Consider the following 17,682-nt stretch of genomic DNA (forward strand, 5'->3'; position numbering starts at 1 on the left):
ACGGAGTGGCCGGCAGGGGGCGAGGGCCGCTGAACGCGACTTTCGCCCGCATGCTCGTCAACCTTCCGCGGCGCGGTGGTGTCAGACGATTTCAAGGTTGGCCATCATCCCCATGTCCTCGTGCTCGGCGTTGTGGCAGTGGAAGAGATAGCGGCCGCGATAGCCGTCGAAGCGGGTGATGATCTCCACTGATTCACCCGGCCGCAGGGAGACGGTGTCCTTCAGACCGGCGTCGTGGGGCAGCGGTGGCCGGTCGCGGCGCGAGAGCACCAGGAAGCCGACCAGGTGCAGGTGGACGGGATGGTGGACGTCGGCGATCAGCCGCCACACTTCCACGTCGCCGAATCCGGTGGTGACGTCGGAGCGGGCGGGGTCGAACGGCAGCCCGCCGATCAGCCATCCGTGACCGCCGTGCATGCGCCCGGCGCGGAAGGAGAGGTCGCGCACCCGGACGGCGTCCGACCGGCACCAGGTCGGGAGATCGGTGGAAAGGACACGCGGGATGCGGCTGTCGTCGGTGGCCTCGCGCGCGACCCGGAAGGCCATCACGTCGCGGGTGCGGCCGGAGCCGAGCCGGTTGACGACTCTGACGCGGCCGCCGACCGGGACGCCGGAGAAGTCGACGACCACGTCGTAGCGTTCGGCCGGCGCGATCGGCAGGAACCGGTGGACGACCGGAGCCGCGAGCAGCCCCTGGTCGGCCCCGATCTGCACGAGGTCGAGCCGGTGTCCGTCGTCGGTGATCGCCTCAAGCTCGTAGTGCCGGGCGTTGGAGGCGTTCAGTACGCGTAGCCGGTAGCGGGCCGCGTCGATCTCGTGCACGGGCCACGGGGCGCCGTTGACCAGGATCACGTCACCGAGAACCCCGGCAAGGTACGGCTCGCGCACGCCCGGCCGCTCCCGCGACGTGGGATCGAGGGCGGGGTAGTCGAGGCCGCCGTCGGCGGCGAACGCACGGTCCACGATCATGAGAGGCAGTTCGCGCCGCCCGGCGGGCAGGCCGAGCGAGTCCTCGGCATCGTCACGGACGACGTGCAGCCCGGCGAGGCCCCGCCAGACGGCGGGGGCGGTGAAGTCCATCCGGTGGTCGTGGTACCACAGCAGCGTCGGCCGCTGGTCCAGCGGGAACGTGTAGTCCCGCGACAGTTCGGTCACCACCGCCCGCGGGTCGTGCATGACATGTCCCGGTCCGCCCGGGCCCGCGTGCGTGACGTGGGCGGCGTCCGGCCAGCCCTTGGGCAGGACGAGGTCGGTCGGGTACCCGTCGGACCCCGCCGGGGTCCGGCCGCCGTGCAGATGCACGACGGTCGGCACGGGAAGGTCGTTGCGATGCGTCACGGTGACCGGCCGACCGCGACGCGACTCGATCGTCGGCCCCGGGAAGGAACCCTCGTACGTCCACAGCGGCGTCCTGACACCGGGCAGAATCTCCACCGTCGCCTCGCGCTGGGTGATCTCGTAACGGTCGACCCCGCCCGAAGTGCTGACCGGCTCCAGCACGGAGGGAAGCGGCAACGGCACCTGGAACGCGGGCGGCAGCGGCACGGCGCTGCGCAGTTCGGCCCCGGTGAACGGCGTACGGCGGGCCAGCGCGGCCGAGGCCGACAGCCCGCCGGCCGCCACCAGGCCGAGTGCCCCGCCGATGCCCAGTGCCTGACGTCTGGTCACCGTACGGGCACGGCCGGGTCGGTCGTCGTACGGCTCACGCATCGTCGGCTCCCTGCCGTTTCGGCTCCCGCGAGCTCCGTATCCGCTCCCGCTCTCGCTCGCCCCGTTCCCGCGAGCTCCGTATCCGCTGCCGCTCGCCCCGCTCCCGCTCGTTTCGGGGGTGCTGTCGCCTCCGGAGGGGCCGGCTCCACACGGCGACGAACAGCGCGACGAGCGCGACGACGGTCATCACCCCCAGCGGGAAGTGCAACCACAGGGCGCCGTCCAGCCCGGCGAAGTACTGCACCGACTCGGCCGCCATCAGCGCCGACGTGGCAAGGAACGGCCAGGCCTGACGCCTCCGTACCCAGATCACGACCCCCACGATCACCTGCACAAAGCCGACATAGGTGACCACGTCGGCGCCGGCCGCATGCCAGCGCAAGCCGTCGTAGTCACCGCTCATGTACACCCCGGCGAACACCGGCTGGCCGGCGATCGCGACCATGTGCGCGCTGACGACGGCCCGCAGCACCCAGTCGGCGGGCCCCGTCCGATGCCCCGTCCGATGCGTCGCATCGGGCCGGGCCGACACGATCGCGCGGAGCCTGTTGGCCGCGTTAACCATCAAGCGTTCTCCTCACGCTGTCTCGACAAGCCGGCCGGCGAGACGACCGGTGGAAAGGTGTTTGGCCTGACCCGTACGACAAGACAGCGCTTCGAAATGTGAGACAACGCGTCAAGCTCACATTTCGAAGAGCTGTCTTGTCGTCCTACTGACAGCCGACCGCGACCAGAGAAGTCGGGGGACACCATGACCACCCAGCCCGGGCCAGGAGACATACCGCTCGATCCAAGCCTGAGCGCGATCACGGGCGAGCGGCGTCGGCTGATCAATCTCGCCTACCGGCTCCTCGGCTCGCTGGCGGAGGCCGAGGACGTCGTCCAGGAGACCTATGCCCGCTGGTACGCCATGACCCGGCAGCAGCAGGACGACATCGCGTCCCCCGGCGCCTGGCTGTCCACGGTCGCCGGCCGGATCTGTCTCAACGTGCTCACCTCGGCACGGGCCCGGCGAGAGACCTACGTGGGCGAGTGGATCCCCGAGCCACTCCCCGAAGCCACGGAGTGGATCAGCGGACGGCCGGACGGCATCACCGTCGACCCGGCCGACCGGGTCACTCTCGACGAGTCGGTCAACATGGCCTTCCTCGTCGTCCTCGAATCGATGACCCCGGCCGAGCGCGTCGCGTTCGTCCTGCACGACGTCTTCCGCTACTCCTTCGCCGAGGTGGCCGAGATCGTCGGCCGCACCCCGGCGGCCTGCCGCCAGCTGGCCTCCTCGGCCCGCCGCCGCATCCGTGCCGCGCGGGCGTCCACGACCCCGGCGGCCCGGCAGGCCCGGATCGTCAGGGAGTTCAAGCGGGCATGGGAGGCCAAGGACATCGACGCCCTCGTCGCCCTGCTCGACCCCGGCGCCACGGCGACCGCCGACGGGGGCGGCGTCGTCGGCGCGCTGCTCCGCCCGGTCGAAGGCGCCGAGCGGATCGTGCGCTCCCTGGTCCAGCTTGAGGGAAGGCTCCACGACCTGACGTTCCTGGAGCGTACGGTCAACGGCCGGCCCGGCCTGATCGCCCAGGAAGACGGCGTCACCGTGTCGGTCTACGCGTTCGAGGTGGCAGACGACCGGATCAAGCACATCTGGGCGGTACGCAACCCCGACAAGCTCCGCTCATGGACGGCGGAACCGCAGCGGCCACCACTGGAAACGCCGGCTCCGCCACAACAAGACGCAGATACGAATCACAAAAAATGACTGTGCTGGGCACGTGAGCATCGACACGTACCGACACCCGTAGGACTCCGCAGACGAGACCACCCGCGCGGCCGTCGATGCCGTGTTCGCTCCTCGACGACGTACATTCCGAGATCCTGTGGGCCGACGGGGAGCAGACCCCGGCCGTGCTCGCGAAGCTCTTCGTCAAGCGCCCGCTTGCCGAGCACCGCCAGGCGTGGCCCGTCGTGACCTCTCGGCGTCATCGTGTGGTCCGGCCCCGAGAAGGTCTCCACGTGAAGAGTCGCCGCCCCGTCCGCGCGCGGGATACGCCCCCCGACCGGGTGCGTAAAAGAATCTTGGTGTGGGCTGTAGTGGAGGACCCCTCCCGTTCGTCATCCACATGACGCACGGGAGAGGAGGGCACCCATGGACATGGTCACCGGTGCACAATCGCCCTGTGCCGAAACATGGCCACCACGATCGCCGTGATGGTCACCGCCGGCTACGCGATAGGAGCAACCCGATGAAGTACCTGATGCTGGTATGCACCGACCCGGCCTACACGCCCGGCCAGGACGACGGCGCCCCGGATGTGGAGGACTGGGTCACGGAGATGGACGGCAAGGGGATCCGGCTGATGGGTAACCGCACCCGCCCGGCGAGCGACGCGACCACGGTTCGCGTCCGCGACCGTAAGGTGCTGCTGACCGACGGCCCGTACGCGGAGACCAAGGACCAGATAGTCGGCTTCGACGTCCTCGAGTGCGGCGACCTCGACGAGGCCATCGACGTCGCGTCCAGGCACCCGATGGCGTGGGCCGGGATGATCGAGCTGCGTCCGTTCTGGCCCGACGGCGAGGACTGACGGCCAAGACGGACGACGTCGATGACAGCTCAGGTGGCTCGGGTGAAGGACCGGATCGCCGGGATCTACGCCGACGGGTGGAGTCGGATCGTGGCCACCATGATCCGATTCACCGGTGGTGCCTGGGACCTGGCCGAGGAGTGTACGCAGGACGCGTTCGCGCAGGCACTCCAGAGGTGGCCGGAATCAGGCGTACCGGATCAGCCACTGGCGTGGCTCACCACCGCGGCACGCCACCGCGCGATCGACCGGATGCGCCGCGCGTCGACCGAGATGGCGAAACTACGGGAGGTGGCCGCGTTGGACCTGGAGCCGTCGCCCTACTCGAGCGACAGCGAGATCCCCGACGAACGCCTGGAGCTCATGTTCACCTGCTGTCATCCGTCGCTGAGCCTTGACGCCCAGGTGGCGTTGACCCTGCGGAGCCTGGCCGGCATGAGCACCGCCGAGATCGCGCGTGCGTTCCTGGTGCCGGAACGCACCATGGGTCAACGCCTCTTTCGCGCCAAACAGAAGGTCGCGCACGCTGGCATCCCGTTTCGGGTGCCGCCCGCGCACCTACTGCCGGACCGCCTTCCCGCCGTACTTCACGTGCTCTACCTGCTCTTCAACGAAGGGTACGGAGACCCGCGAAAGGCCCGGCTGTGCCTGGAGGCCATCCGTCTCGCCCGGGTGGTGACGGCGTTGATGCCCGACGAGCCGGAAGCGCACGGCATGCTCGCGCTGATGCTGCTGCACGACGCCCGGCGGCCGGCGCGTACGGACGCGGGCGGCGACATGGTCACCCTCGCCGAGCAGGACCGCTCGCTGTGGGACCAGGCGCAGATCGCGGAGGGTGCCGCGATCTGCGAACGAGCACTACGGCGACGCCGCGCCGGGCCGTTCCAGCTCCAGGCGGCCATCGCGGCGTGTCACGCCACCGCGCCGGTCGCCGACCAGACGGACTGGCCGCAGATCGTCGGGCTGTACACGCGGCTCGCGCGGATGGCACCGAGCCCGATCGTGGATCTGAACCGTGCCGTGGCGATCAGCATGGCCGACGGTCCCGAGACGGCGCTGCCACTGGTCGACGCGATCGCCGAGACCGGACAACTCGACGACTACCACCTGTTGCACGCCACCCGCGCCGACCTGCTGCGACGCGCCGGCCGCACGCGGGAGGCGGCCGACGGCTACCGCGCGGCCCTCGACCTCGCACCCACCGACGCCGAACGCCGTTTCCTGCGCGACCGGCTGCGGCTTCTCTGACGGCATACTCGGCTCCGCACGCGGCGAGGATCTTCACCGCGTCGCCCGCCCCGACCATGCGCCCGGATCCGTCGGCGATCCGATGGACGCCCTGACCGCCGATCGACGTCTTCTACCCGGCCGACCTGGCCCGGCACCGGAAAATGATTATGATCTCTCCTTCCTTCACCACTTCAAGAGCATGAATTTGCCCTGATCTCTCCGATCCGGGGCAGGGCAATGGGCATGGAGCATCCACACGCGCCTGTACTGGAGGCCCTGGCCGTCCACCACGCGTCCGGTTGGCCTCCTTTTCACCCGCCCGGTCACAAGCGGGGCCGAGGCGTGGATCCGAGGGGCGTCGAGGCCATGGGCCTGGGCGTCTTCCGCTCCGGCCCGCTCAACGCCACGAGCTCGTCAGTGCTGATCTACGCGGCTCTCGACGGCCGACGCAGGCACATGGTCGAGCACGGCCACGACGTCCACGAACGGCCGCTGCCCTCGACCCACCGACCCACCGACCCCGCACCGAGATCGACGATGTCTACGGCACGCTGTAAGCCGAGGTCGAGCAGGTGCCCGCCGACAGGGCGGCCGGCCGGATCTCCGTCGAGATACCGCCCCCTGCTCGCCGGGCATGCCGGGCGACCTCACCGATGACGTGCCCCGCCGCCTGAACACAGGGGTCGACGCGGGCATGGTCGTGCCGGACGCGATGGACGGCCTCCCCGGACGGTGTCCGGGTGGTCCGGAACCGTACCCGGACCTGAGAACAGGAGGACGATCATGGAACAGGTGTGGTTACTGGCGGCGCGTGGACTGCTGGGCGGTGTCCTGGTGGCCGCCTTCGCGGTTCTCGGAGAGATCACCAAGCCGAAGCGGTTCGCGGGCATCTTCGCCGCCGCACCCGCCGTGGCCATCGCCGGGATGACGATCACGGTGCTGAGCGAGGGGGACCTCGCACTGGCCCGCTCCGCGCTGGGCATGACCGCCGGTGCGGTGGCGATGGTGGTCTACTGCCTGCTGGCGGTGCCGCTCGTACGCAGGTGGGGTGCGCTCAAGGGGTCCGCGTCGGCGCTGGTCGTGTGGGCGGTCGTCGCCTTCGGCGGATGGCTGGTGGTCTCATGAGCGGCATCGAACTGGAGCCGTCGAAGATCCGCACCATCTCGCTTCGCGGACTGGCCGTGCGTTTCGCCTTCGGCGCGGTGATCTCGGTGGCGGCCGGTCTGGTCGGCCACTACTTCGGGCCGCTGGCCGGAGGCGTCTTTTTGGCGTTTCCCGCCATCCTGCCTGCCACGTTGACCCTCATCCAGGAAAAGGAGGAACAGCGCGCTCCGGCCGCCCAGGACGCGAAGGGCGCCACGCTGGGCGCGGTCGGAATGATCGTCTTCGCCGTGTGCGTCTGGGCGGCGATGACCGGCCTTCCCGCCTGGCTCGCCCTGACGATCGCCACAGCGGCCTGGGCGCTGACGGCCCTCCTGGTCTACCGGGTGACCACTCCGCGGTAACGCCGTCACAACCGCCCGCCTCCCGGACGACGCGATCGATGTGGTCCGCCGCGCCCTCACCGCGGCGGCTACCCTCCTCGTTTCAGCAGGGCGATGACCGCGCGTTCGGCCGGACCGTGCGTGGCCGGGCCGTCAGCCTCGCCCAGATCCGTCAGCGCGCGTTCGATGGTCTTTCCTTTCTCGTACGCGGCGATGACCCGGGGATCCACATAGGAGGCGCGGGCGACCGCCGAGGTGTTGCCGAGATACTCGGCCACCTCCTTCACGACCCGGGCGACCGCCCGCCGGCGGCCGGTCCGGGTGCGGACCCGTTTCGAGACGGCCAGGCCCACGGCGGCGTAGACGGTGGCGTGCCAGGTACGGAAGTCCTTGGCGCTCACCTCGGTCCCGAAGCGGTCGCGCAGGTAGTCGTTGATGTCCTGGCTCCTGACGTCGAACCAGTCGCCGTCGTGCTCGTAGCGCAGCAACTCGCCCTTGTCGGAGATCCTCCGCAGCGCGGCGACGACCCTGCGGACGTCCGGGTCGGTGATCTCGACCTCGCGCGGCCTGCCGCCCTTGGCGGGGTAGGCGCAGGTCACCCGGTCCTTCGTGCAGGTCACGTGCTCCATGCGGAGGGTGGCCAGGCCGAAGGACTCATACGATTCCCCGCCGACGCGGAACAGGCCGACGTCGAGCATCCGGGCCGCCGCCGCCAGGACACGCTCCCTGGTCAGGCCCTTCGTGTCGAGGTCGGCCTGGACCCTCTTCCGGAAGTCGGGCAGCCGTTCGGCCAGTTTCCCGACGCGCTCGAACTTGGCGCGGTCCTGCTCCTCGCGCCAGACGTCGTGGTAGCGGTACTGGCGGCGCCCGGCCGCGTCGGTGCCGACGGCCTGGATGTGGCCGTTCGGGTCGCGGCAGATCCACACCTCGCGCCAGGCGGGCGGGATGACCAGCTTCCTGATCCGGTTCAGGGTGCGCCGATCCTTCACCGGACGGCCGCCGGTGTACTCGTACGAGAACGACCGCCCGCGTCTTCTCCGGGTGATGCCCGGTTCGGCCGGATTACTGGTGCGTAGCTCGGTCATCAGCCCGGGAGGGTCTCGCCACCGATGGGCGCCAGCACCTCACCCGTGTAGTAGGACGAGAGCCGCCCCGAGGCGAAGAACACATACGACGGCGCGATCTCGTCGGGGTCGGCGGCCCGCTTCATCGGAGTCTGCTTGCCGAACTCGTCGACCTTCTTCTCCGGGAAAGTGGCCGGGATCAGCGGCGTCCACACCGGGCCCGGCGCCACCGCGTTGACGCGGATGCCCTTGTCGACCAGGTTCTGCGCCATCGACATGGTGAACGCGTTGATCGCGCCCTTGGTCGCGGCGTAGTCGATCAGGGTCTTGTTGCCGCGCAGGCCGTTGATCGACGAGGTGTTGATGATCGCCGAGCCGTCCCCCATGTGCCGCAGGGCCGCCTTGGTGACCCGGAAGTAGCTGTGGATGTTGACGGCGAAGGTGTGCTCCCACTGCGCGTCGTCGAGTTCGTCGAGCGAGTCGACCGGCGCCTGATAGGCGACGTTGTTGACCAGCAGGTCGAGCCCGCCCAGCTCCTTGACGGTCTGCTCGACCACTTCGGCGCAGTGGTCGGCCCGGCCGAGGTCACCCGGCAGCAGTACACACCGCCGCCCCTCCCGCTCGACCAGCTCGCGGGTGTGCTCGGCGTCCTCATGCTCGCTCAGATAGGCGATCGCGACGTCGGCTCCCTCCTTGGCGAAGGCGACGGCGACCGCTCTGCCGATTCCCGAATCACCTCCCGTGATCAGGGCACGGCGGCCTTCGAGCAGGTCGCGGCCTCGGTAGTCGCGCATCTCGTCCCGGGGCTCGGGCGCCATCTCCCCGCTGCTGCCCGGGTAGCTCTGCGTCTGACCCGGTGGTGTCTGGTTGCGTTGCTCAGGCATGCCCCACCCATGCCCGGCCACCTGATCGCCTAACGAACTCTGACGCCGGCGGGGAGTGTGCTGCCGGAAGCGGGGCAGCGGTCGCTTATCGAAGGAGAAACGATGCCAACCGCACGCGAGATCATGACCCCGAACGCGGAGTGCGTGAACGCAGGCCAGACCACCGCCGACGCCGCCGAGAAGATGCGCAGCATGGACGTCGGTTCACTGCCGATCTGCGGGGAGGACAACCGGTTCAAAGGCATGATCACCGACCGCGACATCGTCGTGCAGGTGATCGCCCAGGGCAGGGACCCGAAGTCGTGCCTGGCAGGCGAGCTGGGCGGCGACGAGGTCGTGACCATCGGCGCCGACGACGCCTGGGAGATCCTGCGCACGATGAGCTCCCACAAGGTCCGTCGCCTACCGGTGATCGACGGCCACGAACTGGTCGGCATGGTCGCCCTGGCCGACGTCGCCGAGGCCCTCCCCGACGCCAAGGTCGGCGACCTGATGGACGCCCTCACCACCGACTGACGTCTTCGGGTTCGGCCCAGGCATGGCCTGGCCTGGAAGGTGAATCTCATGCCCGCACGCCAGGCGTTGAAGCGCTCCCCGAAGAAGGCCCAGAAGACCTGGATCAAGTTTCGCGCTCACCCTCCGTACGGGCGAGTGATGATCTCCAGGTTATGGCCGTTGGGGTCGGACCAGTACAGGCCGCGACCGCCGTCGTTGGTGTTGATCTGACCCGGCCGCTGGTGGAACGGGTCGGCCCAGAAGGTGAGTCCGCGACCCTTGATCCGGTCCCAGATCTGGTCGAACTCCTCCTCGGTGACCAGGAAGGCATAGTGCTGGGGATGCACGGGACCATCGGCCCCGGCGACGTCGAGAGAAACTTCGTTGCCGAGATCGACGACGAGGAACGGCCCGAAGGCCGTCGCGGGCGGCAGGCCGAGGATCTCCACCAGAAACGCGGCGGTCTCCTCGCGGTCACGGGCTGTCACGATAGTGTGATTCAACCGCACTGACATGTAGATCTCCTTCCCAGACGGTCCCTACGCGGGGGTACGACAAGGGTCGCGACGTCTTTCGCCTCCTCGTTTCCATGATAGGAGCGGCCGCCAGGCTGGGTGAGTGTCGGCCGGAGCAGCGGCGCATGGGCCAGATTGGGGGCCGAGCGTTCGATTTCGGCGGCGGCCCGGCTGTTCTCCGGTGGGCCGGTCACGAGCCGGAATGTGACGTTGCTGCGCCGGCATCGTGAAGGCGCGGGCCAAGGGCATCTGGGCATGCGATCTGTTCCACGTCGACACGGTCTTCCTCAAGAGGCTCTACGTTCTGTTTTTCATCGAGCGTCCCCTACCTGGGTCCGTGCCCGGGAAGATCGGGGCACCCCACTCTTGCCTGCCCGAACCGTGCCGGGGGCGGACGTTCACCAAGCCGAAGGGCAAGGGCAAACGGTCCATCGCCTTACCTCCTGCCCTGATCATCCTTCTCAAGCGCCACAAGGAGTCTCAGAGGCTCGAACGGGAAGCGGCGGGGAGGTGGAAAGACTGGGATCTCGTAGGGTGCACGCCGAACGGAAACCCCATCGATGCCGGGGACGACTGGGACGACGGGGAGGAAGTCCTGCGACTCGCTGAGATCGACAAGGACGCCCGCGTTCACGACGCGCGTCATACGGCCGCGACACTCCTGCTTGAACAAGGGGTGGACATTCGAGTGATTCAGGCGGTCCTCGGCCATTCCCAGCTGACCACGACCAAGCGGTACACCCACATCACGGAGACACTGGCGATCGAGGCGGCGGGCCGGATGGGACGGGCGCTTTGGGATGGCTGACCGCAACCTGACGGCGACCATTGCAACCCTGATTGCAACCCTGGGCAGACTTCCCGAGTAGGAAATGGGAGGTCTGCCCAGGTCATTGGGGTAGGGCGCCTGGGACTCGAACCCAGAACCTACGGATTAAAAGTCCGCAGCTCTAACCATTGAGCTAACGCCCCGCAGGTGACAGCGTACCGAGGATAGTGTCCACTAACGTCCGTCGCCAGGCCTATTCATGGTCATCGGTTTGCGGAACACCCGGTGGGGGGCGGGATCGGCTCCTAGAGTGGCAGGCATGACGAGCTCGGGGCTTGAGCCCGCCTTCACCTCCCAGGTCTCCACGCGCCCAGGGTATGTCGTGGTCGATGTCGAGACCACCGGTTTCTCGCCGTCGAGGGGGGACCGGATCTGCGAGATCGCGCTCGTCTCGCTGGACACCCGAGGCGAGATCGTCGACGAGTGGCACTCGCTGGTCGATCCCCGGCGCGGCACCGGGGCCGTCCATGTCCACGGCATCACCAACGCGATGGTCCAGGGCGCGCCGGTGATCGAGGAGTTGCTGGACGAGATCTGGCGGCGGATCGCCGGCCGGGTCCTGGTGGCGCACAACGCCTCCTTCGACCTGCGCTTCCTGCGGAGCCTTCCCGGTAGTGAGTGGGTGACCGAGACCCTGTGCACGCAGCGGCTGGCGCCCGCCTTCATTTCCGAGGGCAGGTGGACGCTCGCCGCGTGCTGCGAGCGCGCCGGAATCCCGCTCCTCGGGGCCCACGCCGCGCTGGCCGACGCCCGCGCCGGGGCCGAACTGCTCCGTCACTACCTGCGTACGGGCGTCTCCTGGGAGGAGGAGCTCAGCAGGGCGGCCCAGGCCCCCGAGTGGCGACCCTCCGGGCTTCCCCAGCGGCCTCCGCGTCGCCGGTGAGCTCAGAAAGCCGTCGATAAGTCCAGAAAGTCGATGAGCCCGGGAAACCGAGGGATCCCGGAGATGATCAGCGGTAGGCGGGGATGCCGGTCAGGGCCTCGCCGAGCACGAGGGTGTGGATCTCCTGGGTGCCCTCGTACGTCAGGACGCTCTCCAGGTTGTTCATGTGCCGAATCACCGGATACTCCAGTGTGATCCCGTTGCCGCCCAGGATGGAGCGCGCCTGGCGGGCGATGTCCAGGGCGGCGCGGACGTTGGCGAGCTTGCCGAAGCTGACCTGGTGCGGGGTGAGGGTGCCCTCGTCCTTGAGGCGGCCCAGGTGGAGGGCGGTGAGCTGCGACTGCCCCACGCCGACGTACATCCAGGCGAGTTTCTCCTGGGTCAGCTGGAAACCGCCGATGGGCCTGCCGAACTGGACGCGGGAGGTGGAGTAGTCGACGGCCGACTCCAGGCAGGCGCGGGCGGCGCCCACCACGCCCCACACGATGCCGAAACGCGCCTCGGACAGGCATGACAGCGGGCCCTTCAGGCCACGCACCCCGGGCAGCACGGCGGAGGCGGGCAGGCGTACGTCATCGAGGTAGAGCGACGAGGTCACCGAGGCCCGCAGGGACATCTTCCTGTGGATCTCCGGGGCGCTGAACCCCGGGGTGTCCGTGGGCACCACGAAACCGCGGACGCCGTCCTCGGTACGCGCCCAGACCACGGCGACGTCGGCGATGGAGCCGTTGGTGATCCACATCTTGGAGCCGTTGAGTATCCAGTCGCCCGAAGGGTCCTGCTTGGCGTGGGTGCGCATGCCTGCGGGGTCGGAGCCCTGGTCGGGCTCGGTCAGGCCGAAGCAGCCGATCGCCTCGCCTGCGGCCATCCGGGGAAGCCACTCGTCCTTCTGCTCATCGGAGCCGTACTTCCAGATCGGGAACATCGCGAGCGAGCCCTGCACGGACACGAACGACCGCAGCCCGGAGTCTCCCGCCTCCAGCTCACGACAGGCCACGCCGTACGAGACGGCGTCGAGGCCCGCGCAGCCGTACCCCTCCAGGTGCATGCCCAGCACGCCGAGCGAGCCGAGGGCCGGGGCGAGCTCGCGGGCGGGGAAGACGGCCTCCTCGAACCAGTCGCCGACGTGGGGGAGGATCCGGTCCGCGACGAACTCTCGTACGGTGTCGCGGATGAGGCGCTGCTCCTCTGCGAGCGTGTCGTCGACGCGCAGGAGATCGTCCATGGGATTTCCCTCTCTCTTCGGCCCTGCCAGGGTATTACCGGTGCCGCTGGGACGGAGGTCAGGGTCGTGACCGGCCTCGGGAGGGGTAAGAGTCAGGGTCGTGCCAGGGGGAATCCCGATGTGAGGAAAGCTCACTCTCGGGCAGTCTGTGGATATGAACGAAAACGACTTCACCGGCGTCAAGAAGCTTCAGAGGACCAAGGACGGGCGCATCATCGCGGGTGTGGCCTCCGGTCTCGGACGCTACATCGGGGTGGACCCCAACATCATCCGCGCGGCCCTCGCGATCGCCACCTTCTTCGGGGGCCTCGGAATCGCGGTCTACGCGATCGGCTGGGTGCTCCTGCCCGACGAGAGGAAGGACAGGTCGATCCTGCAGGACATGGTCGACAAGAACAAGGACAACCCGATCTGGCTGGACGCCAAGACCAAGGCCGAGCAGGGCTGGGCGAAGGCCACCAACCAGCACCGCGCGCCGCACCAGCCGGGCCCGGAGTACCCCACCCACCAGGCCCCCTTCCCGCCCGCCGCTCCCCAGGCCCCGTACGGCACGGAGCAGCGGCAGGACGACACCCGTCCCCAGGTGTGAGTCAGGAGGTCGCCTCCGCGCGAACCCTCTCGATGATCTCCTTACGGGAACCTCTCCAGAACACGGCCAGCGCGGCCGCCACGGCGAGCCCGGCCGCGCCGGCCAGCGCGACCACCAGCTCGGGGCCGAGGTGGTCGGCGGCGGCTCCGCCGATCAGGATGCCGACGCCCTGGGAGGCGAGCAGGCCGGACTGGACGAGGCCGAAGGCCTGTCCTCGCCGCTCGGCGGGGACGCACTGCACGAACGCGGCGTTGGCCGCGAGCTGGTAGGCCCCACCCAGGCCCGAGACGAACCACAACAGCAGCACCACAGGAAGCGGTGGCTGCGCGGCGCACAGGATCAGCGGCGCGCAGGTGAGCATCGCCATCCGGCCCATCGATCGCAACCGGTTCGATGGGCTGACGTAGCGGCTGAAAAGGAACGCGCCGACGACGGTGCCGGTGGGCATGGCGCCCATCAGCAGACCGGTGACCAGCGAGAGCTGCTGGGGATTTTGGGTCAGCTCCGCGGCGTACGGGGCAGCGATCCCCTCGGGCAGCACGTAGAAGCCACAGAGCCAGGCGAAGAGCACCAGCGTACGCAGCCGGGGGTCTCCGAAGACCAGCCTGGCGCCGGCGCGGGTCATCGTCCACATCGAGGGCCGGTTCTCGTCGGCGGGGAGGGGCGCGGGACGCCGCCGTACCCCGGAGACGATGATGAGCGCGGAGGCGAGGAAGGTCGACGCGTCCAGCGCCAGCGCGCGGTACGGACCCATTCCCATGATCAGGAAGCCGCCGACGGCGAAGCCGAGCATCTGCGCGCCCTGGTTGGTCATGTTCTGCAGGGCTGAGCCCGCCACGTAGCGGTCGCCCTTGAGTAGCTCGGGCAGCAGGGCCGCCCGCGCCGCGGAGAACGGCGCGCTGAGCAGCACCACACAGAAGACCAGCACGCATAACGTGGCGAACGAGACGCCGGGCACCGCCATGAGCGCGACCAGGAGGGCCCGGAGCAGGTCGCAGGCGATCATGATGCCCCGGCGGGCGTAGCGGTCGGCGAGCCCCGCGAGAAGCGGCCCGCCGATGATCGGCGGCAGGTAGGTCAGGGCGTAGACCGAGGCCGTCGCGAGGGGCGAGTCCGTCCGTTCGAAGACGAGGATGGACAGTGCCACTCGTGAGAGCTGGTCACCGAGGAGGGAAAGCCCTTGGCCCAGCCAGAGCGCACGGAACTCCCCGATGGCGATGACCTCGCCGTAGGTCGCTTGGCGTTCCACCGGACGGCGATGCCGCCCGGGTAGTCGGCCGGACTTTGTCGCCGCCATAGGACTCCGCTGAGCTCGCAGGCACACTGACTGTGGGTGTTCACTGTGTAACCTACGGTGCCTGCTGTGGAGCCGCCGCGCAACCGAAAGCGATTAAGCGCATGCAAACTGTGATGATAAGCCGCGACATTCCGGAAAGAAGGCCTTTGACGTGCGGCGCGGGGTCGGCGAGGCTACTTACCAGCCCAACTCGTGCAACCGGTCATCATCGATGCCGAAATGGTGGGCGATCTCATGAACGACGGTTATCTGAACCTCTTCGATGACCTGGTCCTCGGTCTCGCAGATCGAGCAGATCGGGTTGCGGTAGATCTCGATCCGGTCGGGTAACACTCCTGCGTACCAGTCGCCCCGCTCGGTGAGCGGAATACCCGTGTAGAGGCCTAGAAGATTCGGTTCAGGGGGGTCGTCGACGACGACGAGCACCACGTTGTCCATGACTTTCGTCAGCTCGGGGGGAATGGTGTCCAGGGCTTCGGCCACTAGCTCCTCAAACTTCTCCCGCGAGATCTCGATCACACCCGTCATTCTGCCCCGTGATCCCGGGTAGAGGTGGAGGCGCATGAAATTCGCTGATTGGACCCAGGGAGCCCGCCGTTTCGTCACCGGTCTCGCCACCGGGCGAATCGCCCGCGGTGTGGCCGTCGCCGCCGTCGCCCTGGCCGGTGCGTGGCTCGGCGTCATGCTGGGTGGTGCCGTGCGGGCCAACGTCGGCCCGGTGGAGCTCGGCATGTCGGCGGAGCCCTCGTGGACCGGGGAGACCGTCGTCGACGCTCACCCCTTCGGCACACTTCTGTTCGACACCCACGACGCCCCCGTCGGCCTCCGCGTGACCCTGGAGAACATCAACCCCGAGCGGGCCCGCGGATTCCTGGACGACCCACGCTTCTCCGCCGACCGCCTCCCAGCGCTCCTGGAGGAGGAGCTGAGTGCCGGAGTCAGGACGCTGGTCCTGCGCGCCGCGCTCAGCGGCCTGGCGGGCGCCCTGGTGACGTCCCTGATCGTCTTCCGCAGGCCGGGACCGGCCCTGGCGGGCCTGCTGGGCATCACCGTCGCGATCGCCGGTACGGGGGCCGCCATCGCCCTCACCTTCAGGCCAGACTCGGTGGTGGAACCCAAGTACACCGGTCTGCTCGCCGGCGCGCCGTCCCTCGTCGGCGACGCCGAGTCGATCGTGACCAGGTTCGAGTCCTACCGGGTCCAGCTCGCCAAGCTCGTCAACAACGTCTCCCAGCTCTACGACGCCGTCTCCGCCCTGCCGGTCTACGACGCCGACCCCACCTCGATCCGGGTGCTGCACGTCTCCGACATCCATCTCAGCCCCATCGCCTGGAACCTCATCCGCTCGATCACCGCCCAGTTCAAGATCGACGCGATCATCGACACCGGCGACCTGACCGACCACGGCACGGGCCCCGAGGACAGGTTCACTGAGGAGATCAGCACCTTCGGGGTTCCGTACGTCTTTGTCAGGGGCAACCACGACTCCATGGCCACCCAGCGGGCCGTGGCCAAACAGAAGGGCGCGGTCGTCCTCGACGGCGAGGCCAAGACCGTGGCGGGGCTGCGCATCTACGGCATCGGCGATCCCCGGTTCACCCCGGACAAATCCGTCCCCATCGACTCCAACCTCGAATCGCTCGACGCCCTCGGCCGCTCGCACGCCGCCGAACTGGCGAAGCTGCCCAAGCAGGTCGATCTCGTCGCCGTCCACGACCCGACGATCGCCAAGGGACTCTCCGGAGCGGCCCCGATGGTCCTCACCGGCCATTCCCACGCGCGATCCACCGAGCTGCTGCCCTCCGGCACCCGCGTCCTGGTCCAGGGATCCACCGGCGGAGCCGGCCTGCGGGCCCTCGAACACGACGAGCCGACCCCCGTCGAGGCCTCGGTTCTGTACTTCGACGCCCACACGAACCGCCTGCGGGCCTGGGACGACATCACCCTGGGTGGGCTCGGCGAGCAGTCGGTTCAGATCCAGCGTCACGTTGAGACCGACCCTGGCCGTACAATTTCTCCTGTGCCGACAACCGCCCCGTCTCCAACGGGGTCCGTCACCGTCACACCGTCGCCGTAGGCCGCAAACCGCTTTGGCATCAGGGCAAAAGTCCCCTATGCTTCAGAGGTCTCCAACGGAAGACGGCAACGGAACGAGACGAGAGTCTTGAGCCCCCATCGTCTAGTGGCCTAGGACACCGCCCTTTCAAGGCGGCGACACGGGTTCGAATCCCGTTGGGGGCACGGCCGAGCCAAGGCTCGCCAGGGAAACGGCAGGTCGAAGACCTCCGGAAAACTGGTAGGCTAAGCGAGGCAAGAACGACCGGGACAAAAGCCCCGGAAGCAAGGTCCTGTAGAGCAGTTTGGAGTGCTCGCCACCCTGTCAAGGTGGAGGTCGCGGGTTCAAGTCCCGTCAGGACCGCTCTGGTAGGTGTTCGATCCACCACCGAGGTCAGGTAGCTCAGTCGGTACGAGCGTCCGCCTGAAAAGCGGAAGGTCGGCGGTTCGACCCCGCCCCTGACCACACTGATTGAGCAGGAAAAACGCCCCGAGCGACTATCGTTCGGGGCTTTTTTGATGTCTGGTGACAGCAACGCTGACAGCAACGACCTCATTGTGCGCTGTGATGACCCAGATCCTGGCGAGGTATTAAGCCAGACTGAGTAGTGTGGTAGCCGGTAAGCGTCGACGCTTACAACGGACGGTTTGGCTCGGCTACCGGTGGCCGGAGGCGAACGTGCGCTGCCTCAGACGGTAAGCGTTGACGCTTACCCGACGCGCCAGGTCGATTGGACGACAGTAGGGCTTACTGAGGTTGAAGCCCGGGAGTTAGATCATCGAGGGTGATTTATGACCTTTGAGTGACCCTGCATCCGATATGCCGGAATTATGAGGTATCCG

General features: G+C 68.4%; 18 protein-coding genes and 4 tRNA genes. 13 read left to right on the forward strand and 9 right to left on the reverse strand.

What is annotated here, in order from left to right; all coding sequences use genetic code 11:
- Positions 1-81: 81 nt before the first annotated feature.
- Both ACIBH4_RS31970 and ACIBH4_RS31975 read right to left on the reverse strand, forming a co-directional pair.
- The gene (locus ACIBH4_RS31970; protein ID WP_362764570.1) at positions 82-1,710 is read right to left on the reverse strand and encodes a multicopper oxidase family protein; all 1,629 of its coding nucleotides are present in this window, start codon (positions 1,708-1,710) and stop codon (positions 82-84) included.
- A complete protein-coding gene (locus tag ACIBH4_RS31975; protein WP_362510585.1) occupies positions 1,703-2,278 on the reverse strand; it encodes a hypothetical protein in 576 nt (191 codons plus the stop codon). The genes ACIBH4_RS31970 and ACIBH4_RS31975 overlap by 8 nt, the downstream gene beginning before the upstream one ends.
- Positions 2,279-2,461: 183 nt before the next feature.
- Between ACIBH4_RS31975 and sigJ the strand changes: the two genes are divergently transcribed.
- The 5 genes from sigJ to ACIBH4_RS32000 all read left to right on the forward strand — a co-directional run bounded on the left by sigJ (position 2,462) and on the right by ACIBH4_RS32000 (position 7,024).
- A complete protein-coding gene (gene sigJ, locus ACIBH4_RS31980; protein ID WP_362510588.1) occupies positions 2,462-3,463 on the forward strand; it encodes an RNA polymerase sigma factor SigJ in 1,002 nt (333 codons plus the stop codon).
- 484 nt (positions 3,464-3,947) lie between these two features.
- Complete coding sequence (locus ACIBH4_RS31985; protein ID WP_362510591.1) at positions 3,948-4,289, forward strand: YciI family protein; 342 nt, start codon at positions 3,948-3,950, stop codon at positions 4,287-4,289.
- Positions 4,290-4,310: 21 nt separating this feature from the next.
- Positions 4,311-5,537 (forward strand): RNA polymerase sigma factor, encoded by a 1,227-nt coding sequence (locus ACIBH4_RS31990; protein WP_362510594.1) that lies wholly within the window; start codon positions 4,311-4,313, stop codon positions 5,535-5,537.
- A 765-nt stretch (positions 5,538-6,302) separates the two neighbouring features.
- Positions 6,303-6,644 carry a DUF3147 family protein gene (locus ACIBH4_RS31995; RefSeq protein WP_362510597.1) on the forward strand — a complete coding sequence of 114 codons (342 nt, stop codon included), beginning with the start codon at positions 6,303-6,305 and terminating at the stop codon, positions 6,642-6,644.
- A complete protein-coding gene (locus ACIBH4_RS32000; RefSeq protein WP_362764567.1) occupies positions 6,641-7,024 on the forward strand; it encodes a DUF3147 family protein in 384 nt (127 codons plus the stop codon). Before ACIBH4_RS31995 ends, ACIBH4_RS32000 begins: the two co-directional genes overlap by 4 nt.
- A 68-nt stretch (positions 7,025-7,092) precedes the next feature.
- On the opposite strand, the gene ACIBH4_RS32005 is transcribed toward ACIBH4_RS32000, so the two are convergent.
- Together ACIBH4_RS32005 and ACIBH4_RS32010 are read right to left on the reverse strand one after the other, a co-directional pair.
- Positions 7,093-8,088 carry a DNA topoisomerase IB gene (locus tag ACIBH4_RS32005; RefSeq protein WP_362764565.1) on the reverse strand — a complete coding sequence of 332 codons (996 nt, stop codon included), beginning with the start codon at positions 8,086-8,088 and terminating at the stop codon, positions 7,093-7,095.
- Positions 8,088-8,951, reverse strand: a complete 864-nt coding sequence (locus tag ACIBH4_RS32010) for an SDR family oxidoreductase (protein WP_362510605.1) — start codon at positions 8,949-8,951, stop codon at positions 8,088-8,090. The genes ACIBH4_RS32005 and ACIBH4_RS32010 overlap by 1 nt, the downstream gene beginning before the upstream one ends.
- 102 nt (positions 8,952-9,053) lie before the next feature.
- Here ACIBH4_RS32010 and ACIBH4_RS32015 point away from each other — a divergent pair, with 102 nt between their 5' ends.
- Positions 9,054-9,467: a CBS domain-containing protein gene (locus ACIBH4_RS32015; protein ID WP_362764562.1), complete on the forward strand. Its 414-nt coding sequence runs from the start codon at positions 9,054-9,056 to the stop codon at positions 9,465-9,467.
- 116 nt (positions 9,468-9,583) lie between these two features.
- Here the strand turns inward: ACIBH4_RS32015 and ACIBH4_RS32020 are convergent, their stop codons facing one another.
- On the reverse strand, positions 9,584-9,961 hold the full coding sequence (locus tag ACIBH4_RS32020) for a VOC family protein (protein WP_362510611.1): 378 nt from the start codon (positions 9,959-9,961) through the stop codon (positions 9,584-9,586).
- A 226-nt stretch (positions 9,962-10,187) separates the two neighbouring features.
- Here ACIBH4_RS32020 and ACIBH4_RS32025 point away from each other — a divergent pair, with 226 nt between their 5' ends.
- Positions 10,188-10,769 (forward strand): tyrosine-type recombinase/integrase, encoded by a 582-nt coding sequence (locus ACIBH4_RS32025; RefSeq protein WP_362510614.1) that lies wholly within the window; start codon positions 10,188-10,190, stop codon positions 10,767-10,769.
- Between the two features lie 91 nt (positions 10,770-10,860).
- On the opposite strand, the gene ACIBH4_RS32030 is transcribed toward ACIBH4_RS32025, so the two are convergent.
- Positions 10,861-10,933 (reverse strand) — tRNA-Lys (locus tag ACIBH4_RS32030).
- Positions 10,934-11,049: 116 nt separating this feature from the next.
- Between ACIBH4_RS32030 and ACIBH4_RS32035 the strand changes: the two genes are divergently transcribed.
- A complete protein-coding gene (locus tag ACIBH4_RS32035) occupies positions 11,050-11,673 on the forward strand; it encodes a 3'-5' exonuclease (RefSeq protein ID WP_362764560.1) in 624 nt (207 codons plus the stop codon).
- A gap of 67 nt (positions 11,674-11,740) precedes the next feature.
- Here the strand turns inward: ACIBH4_RS32035 and ACIBH4_RS32040 are convergent, their stop codons facing one another.
- Positions 11,741-12,898, reverse strand: coding sequence for an acyl-CoA dehydrogenase family protein (locus ACIBH4_RS32040; protein ID WP_362764557.1), 1,158 nt, complete (start codon positions 12,896-12,898; stop codon positions 11,741-11,743).
- Positions 12,899-13,052: 154 nt separating this feature from the next.
- Here ACIBH4_RS32040 and ACIBH4_RS32045 point away from each other — a divergent pair, with 154 nt between their 5' ends.
- Entirely contained in the window at positions 13,053-13,487 is a 435-nt protein-coding gene (locus ACIBH4_RS32045) for a PspC domain-containing protein (protein WP_362510623.1), read from the forward strand.
- Between the two features lies 1 nt (position 13,488).
- On the opposite strand, the gene ACIBH4_RS32050 is transcribed toward ACIBH4_RS32045, so the two are convergent.
- Together ACIBH4_RS32050 and ACIBH4_RS32055 are read right to left on the reverse strand one after the other, a co-directional pair.
- Positions 13,489-14,736 carry an MFS transporter gene (locus ACIBH4_RS32050; protein WP_362510626.1) on the reverse strand — a complete coding sequence of 416 codons (1,248 nt, stop codon included), beginning with the start codon at positions 14,734-14,736 and terminating at the stop codon, positions 13,489-13,491.
- Positions 14,737-14,961: 225 nt separating this feature from the next.
- On the reverse strand, positions 14,962-15,312 hold the full coding sequence (locus ACIBH4_RS32055; RefSeq protein WP_350941362.1) for a metallopeptidase family protein: 351 nt from the start codon (positions 15,310-15,312) through the stop codon (positions 14,962-14,964).
- Positions 15,313-15,346: 34 nt separating this feature from the next.
- Between ACIBH4_RS32055 and ACIBH4_RS32060 the strand changes: the two genes are divergently transcribed.
- The 4 genes from ACIBH4_RS32060 to ACIBH4_RS32075 all read left to right on the forward strand — a co-directional run bounded on the left by ACIBH4_RS32060 (position 15,347) and on the right by ACIBH4_RS32075 (position 17,305).
- A complete protein-coding gene (locus ACIBH4_RS32060; protein ID WP_362764554.1) occupies positions 15,347-16,861 on the forward strand; it encodes a metallophosphoesterase in 1,515 nt (504 codons plus the stop codon).
- 91 nt (positions 16,862-16,952) lie between these two features.
- A tRNA-Glu gene (locus tag ACIBH4_RS32065) sits at positions 16,953-17,025 on the forward strand.
- A gap of 103 nt (positions 17,026-17,128) precedes the next feature.
- A tRNA-Asp gene (locus ACIBH4_RS32070) sits at positions 17,129-17,203 on the forward strand.
- Positions 17,204-17,231: 28 nt separating this feature from the next.
- Positions 17,232-17,305 (forward strand) — tRNA-Phe (locus ACIBH4_RS32075).
- Positions 17,306-17,682: the final 377 nt, after the last annotated feature.

Source organism: Streptosporangium sp. NPDC050284 (assembly GCF_044459525.1).
Lineage (GTDB): Bacteria > Actinomycetota > Actinomycetes > Streptosporangiales > Streptosporangiaceae > Streptosporangium.

Coding starts and splice junctions, on each gene's coding strand:
- ACIBH4_RS31970 (WP_362764570.1), bottom strand. CDS start 1,710: ATGCGTGAGCCGTACGACGACCGACCCGGCCGTGCCCGTACGGTGACC.
- sigJ (WP_362510588.1), top strand. CDS start 2,462: ATGACCACCCAGCCCGGGCCAGGAGACATACCGCTCGATCCAAGCCTG.
- ACIBH4_RS31985 (WP_362510591.1), top strand. CDS start 3,948: ATGAAGTACCTGATGCTGGTATGCACCGACCCGGCCTACACGCCCGGC.
- ACIBH4_RS31990 (WP_362510594.1), top strand. CDS start 4,311: ATGACAGCTCAGGTGGCTCGGGTGAAGGACCGGATCGCCGGGATCTAC.
- ACIBH4_RS31995 (WP_362510597.1), top strand. CDS start 6,303: ATGGAACAGGTGTGGTTACTGGCGGCGCGTGGACTGCTGGGCGGTGTC.
- ACIBH4_RS32000 (WP_362764567.1), top strand. CDS start 6,641: ATGAGCGGCATCGAACTGGAGCCGTCGAAGATCCGCACCATCTCGCTT.
- ACIBH4_RS32005 (WP_362764565.1), bottom strand. CDS start 8,088: ATGACCGAGCTACGCACCAGTAATCCGGCCGAACCGGGCATCACCCGG.
- ACIBH4_RS32010 (WP_362510605.1), bottom strand. CDS start 8,951: ATGCCTGAGCAACGCAACCAGACACCACCGGGTCAGACGCAGAGCTAC.
- ACIBH4_RS32015 (WP_362764562.1), top strand. CDS start 9,054: ATGCCAACCGCACGCGAGATCATGACCCCGAACGCGGAGTGCGTGAAC.
- ACIBH4_RS32020 (WP_362510611.1), bottom strand. CDS start 9,961: ATGTCAGTGCGGTTGAATCACACTATCGTGACAGCCCGTGACCGCGAG.
- ACIBH4_RS32035 (WP_362764560.1), top strand. CDS start 11,050: ATGACGAGCTCGGGGCTTGAGCCCGCCTTCACCTCCCAGGTCTCCACG.
- ACIBH4_RS32040 (WP_362764557.1), bottom strand. CDS start 12,898: ATGGACGATCTCCTGCGCGTCGACGACACGCTCGCAGAGGAGCAGCGC.
- ACIBH4_RS32045 (WP_362510623.1), top strand. CDS start 13,053: ATGAACGAAAACGACTTCACCGGCGTCAAGAAGCTTCAGAGGACCAAG.
- ACIBH4_RS32055 (WP_350941362.1), bottom strand. CDS start 15,312: ATGACGGGTGTGATCGAGATCTCGCGGGAGAAGTTTGAGGAGCTAGTG.
- ACIBH4_RS32060 (WP_362764554.1), top strand. CDS start 15,347: ATGAAATTCGCTGATTGGACCCAGGGAGCCCGCCGTTTCGTCACCGGT.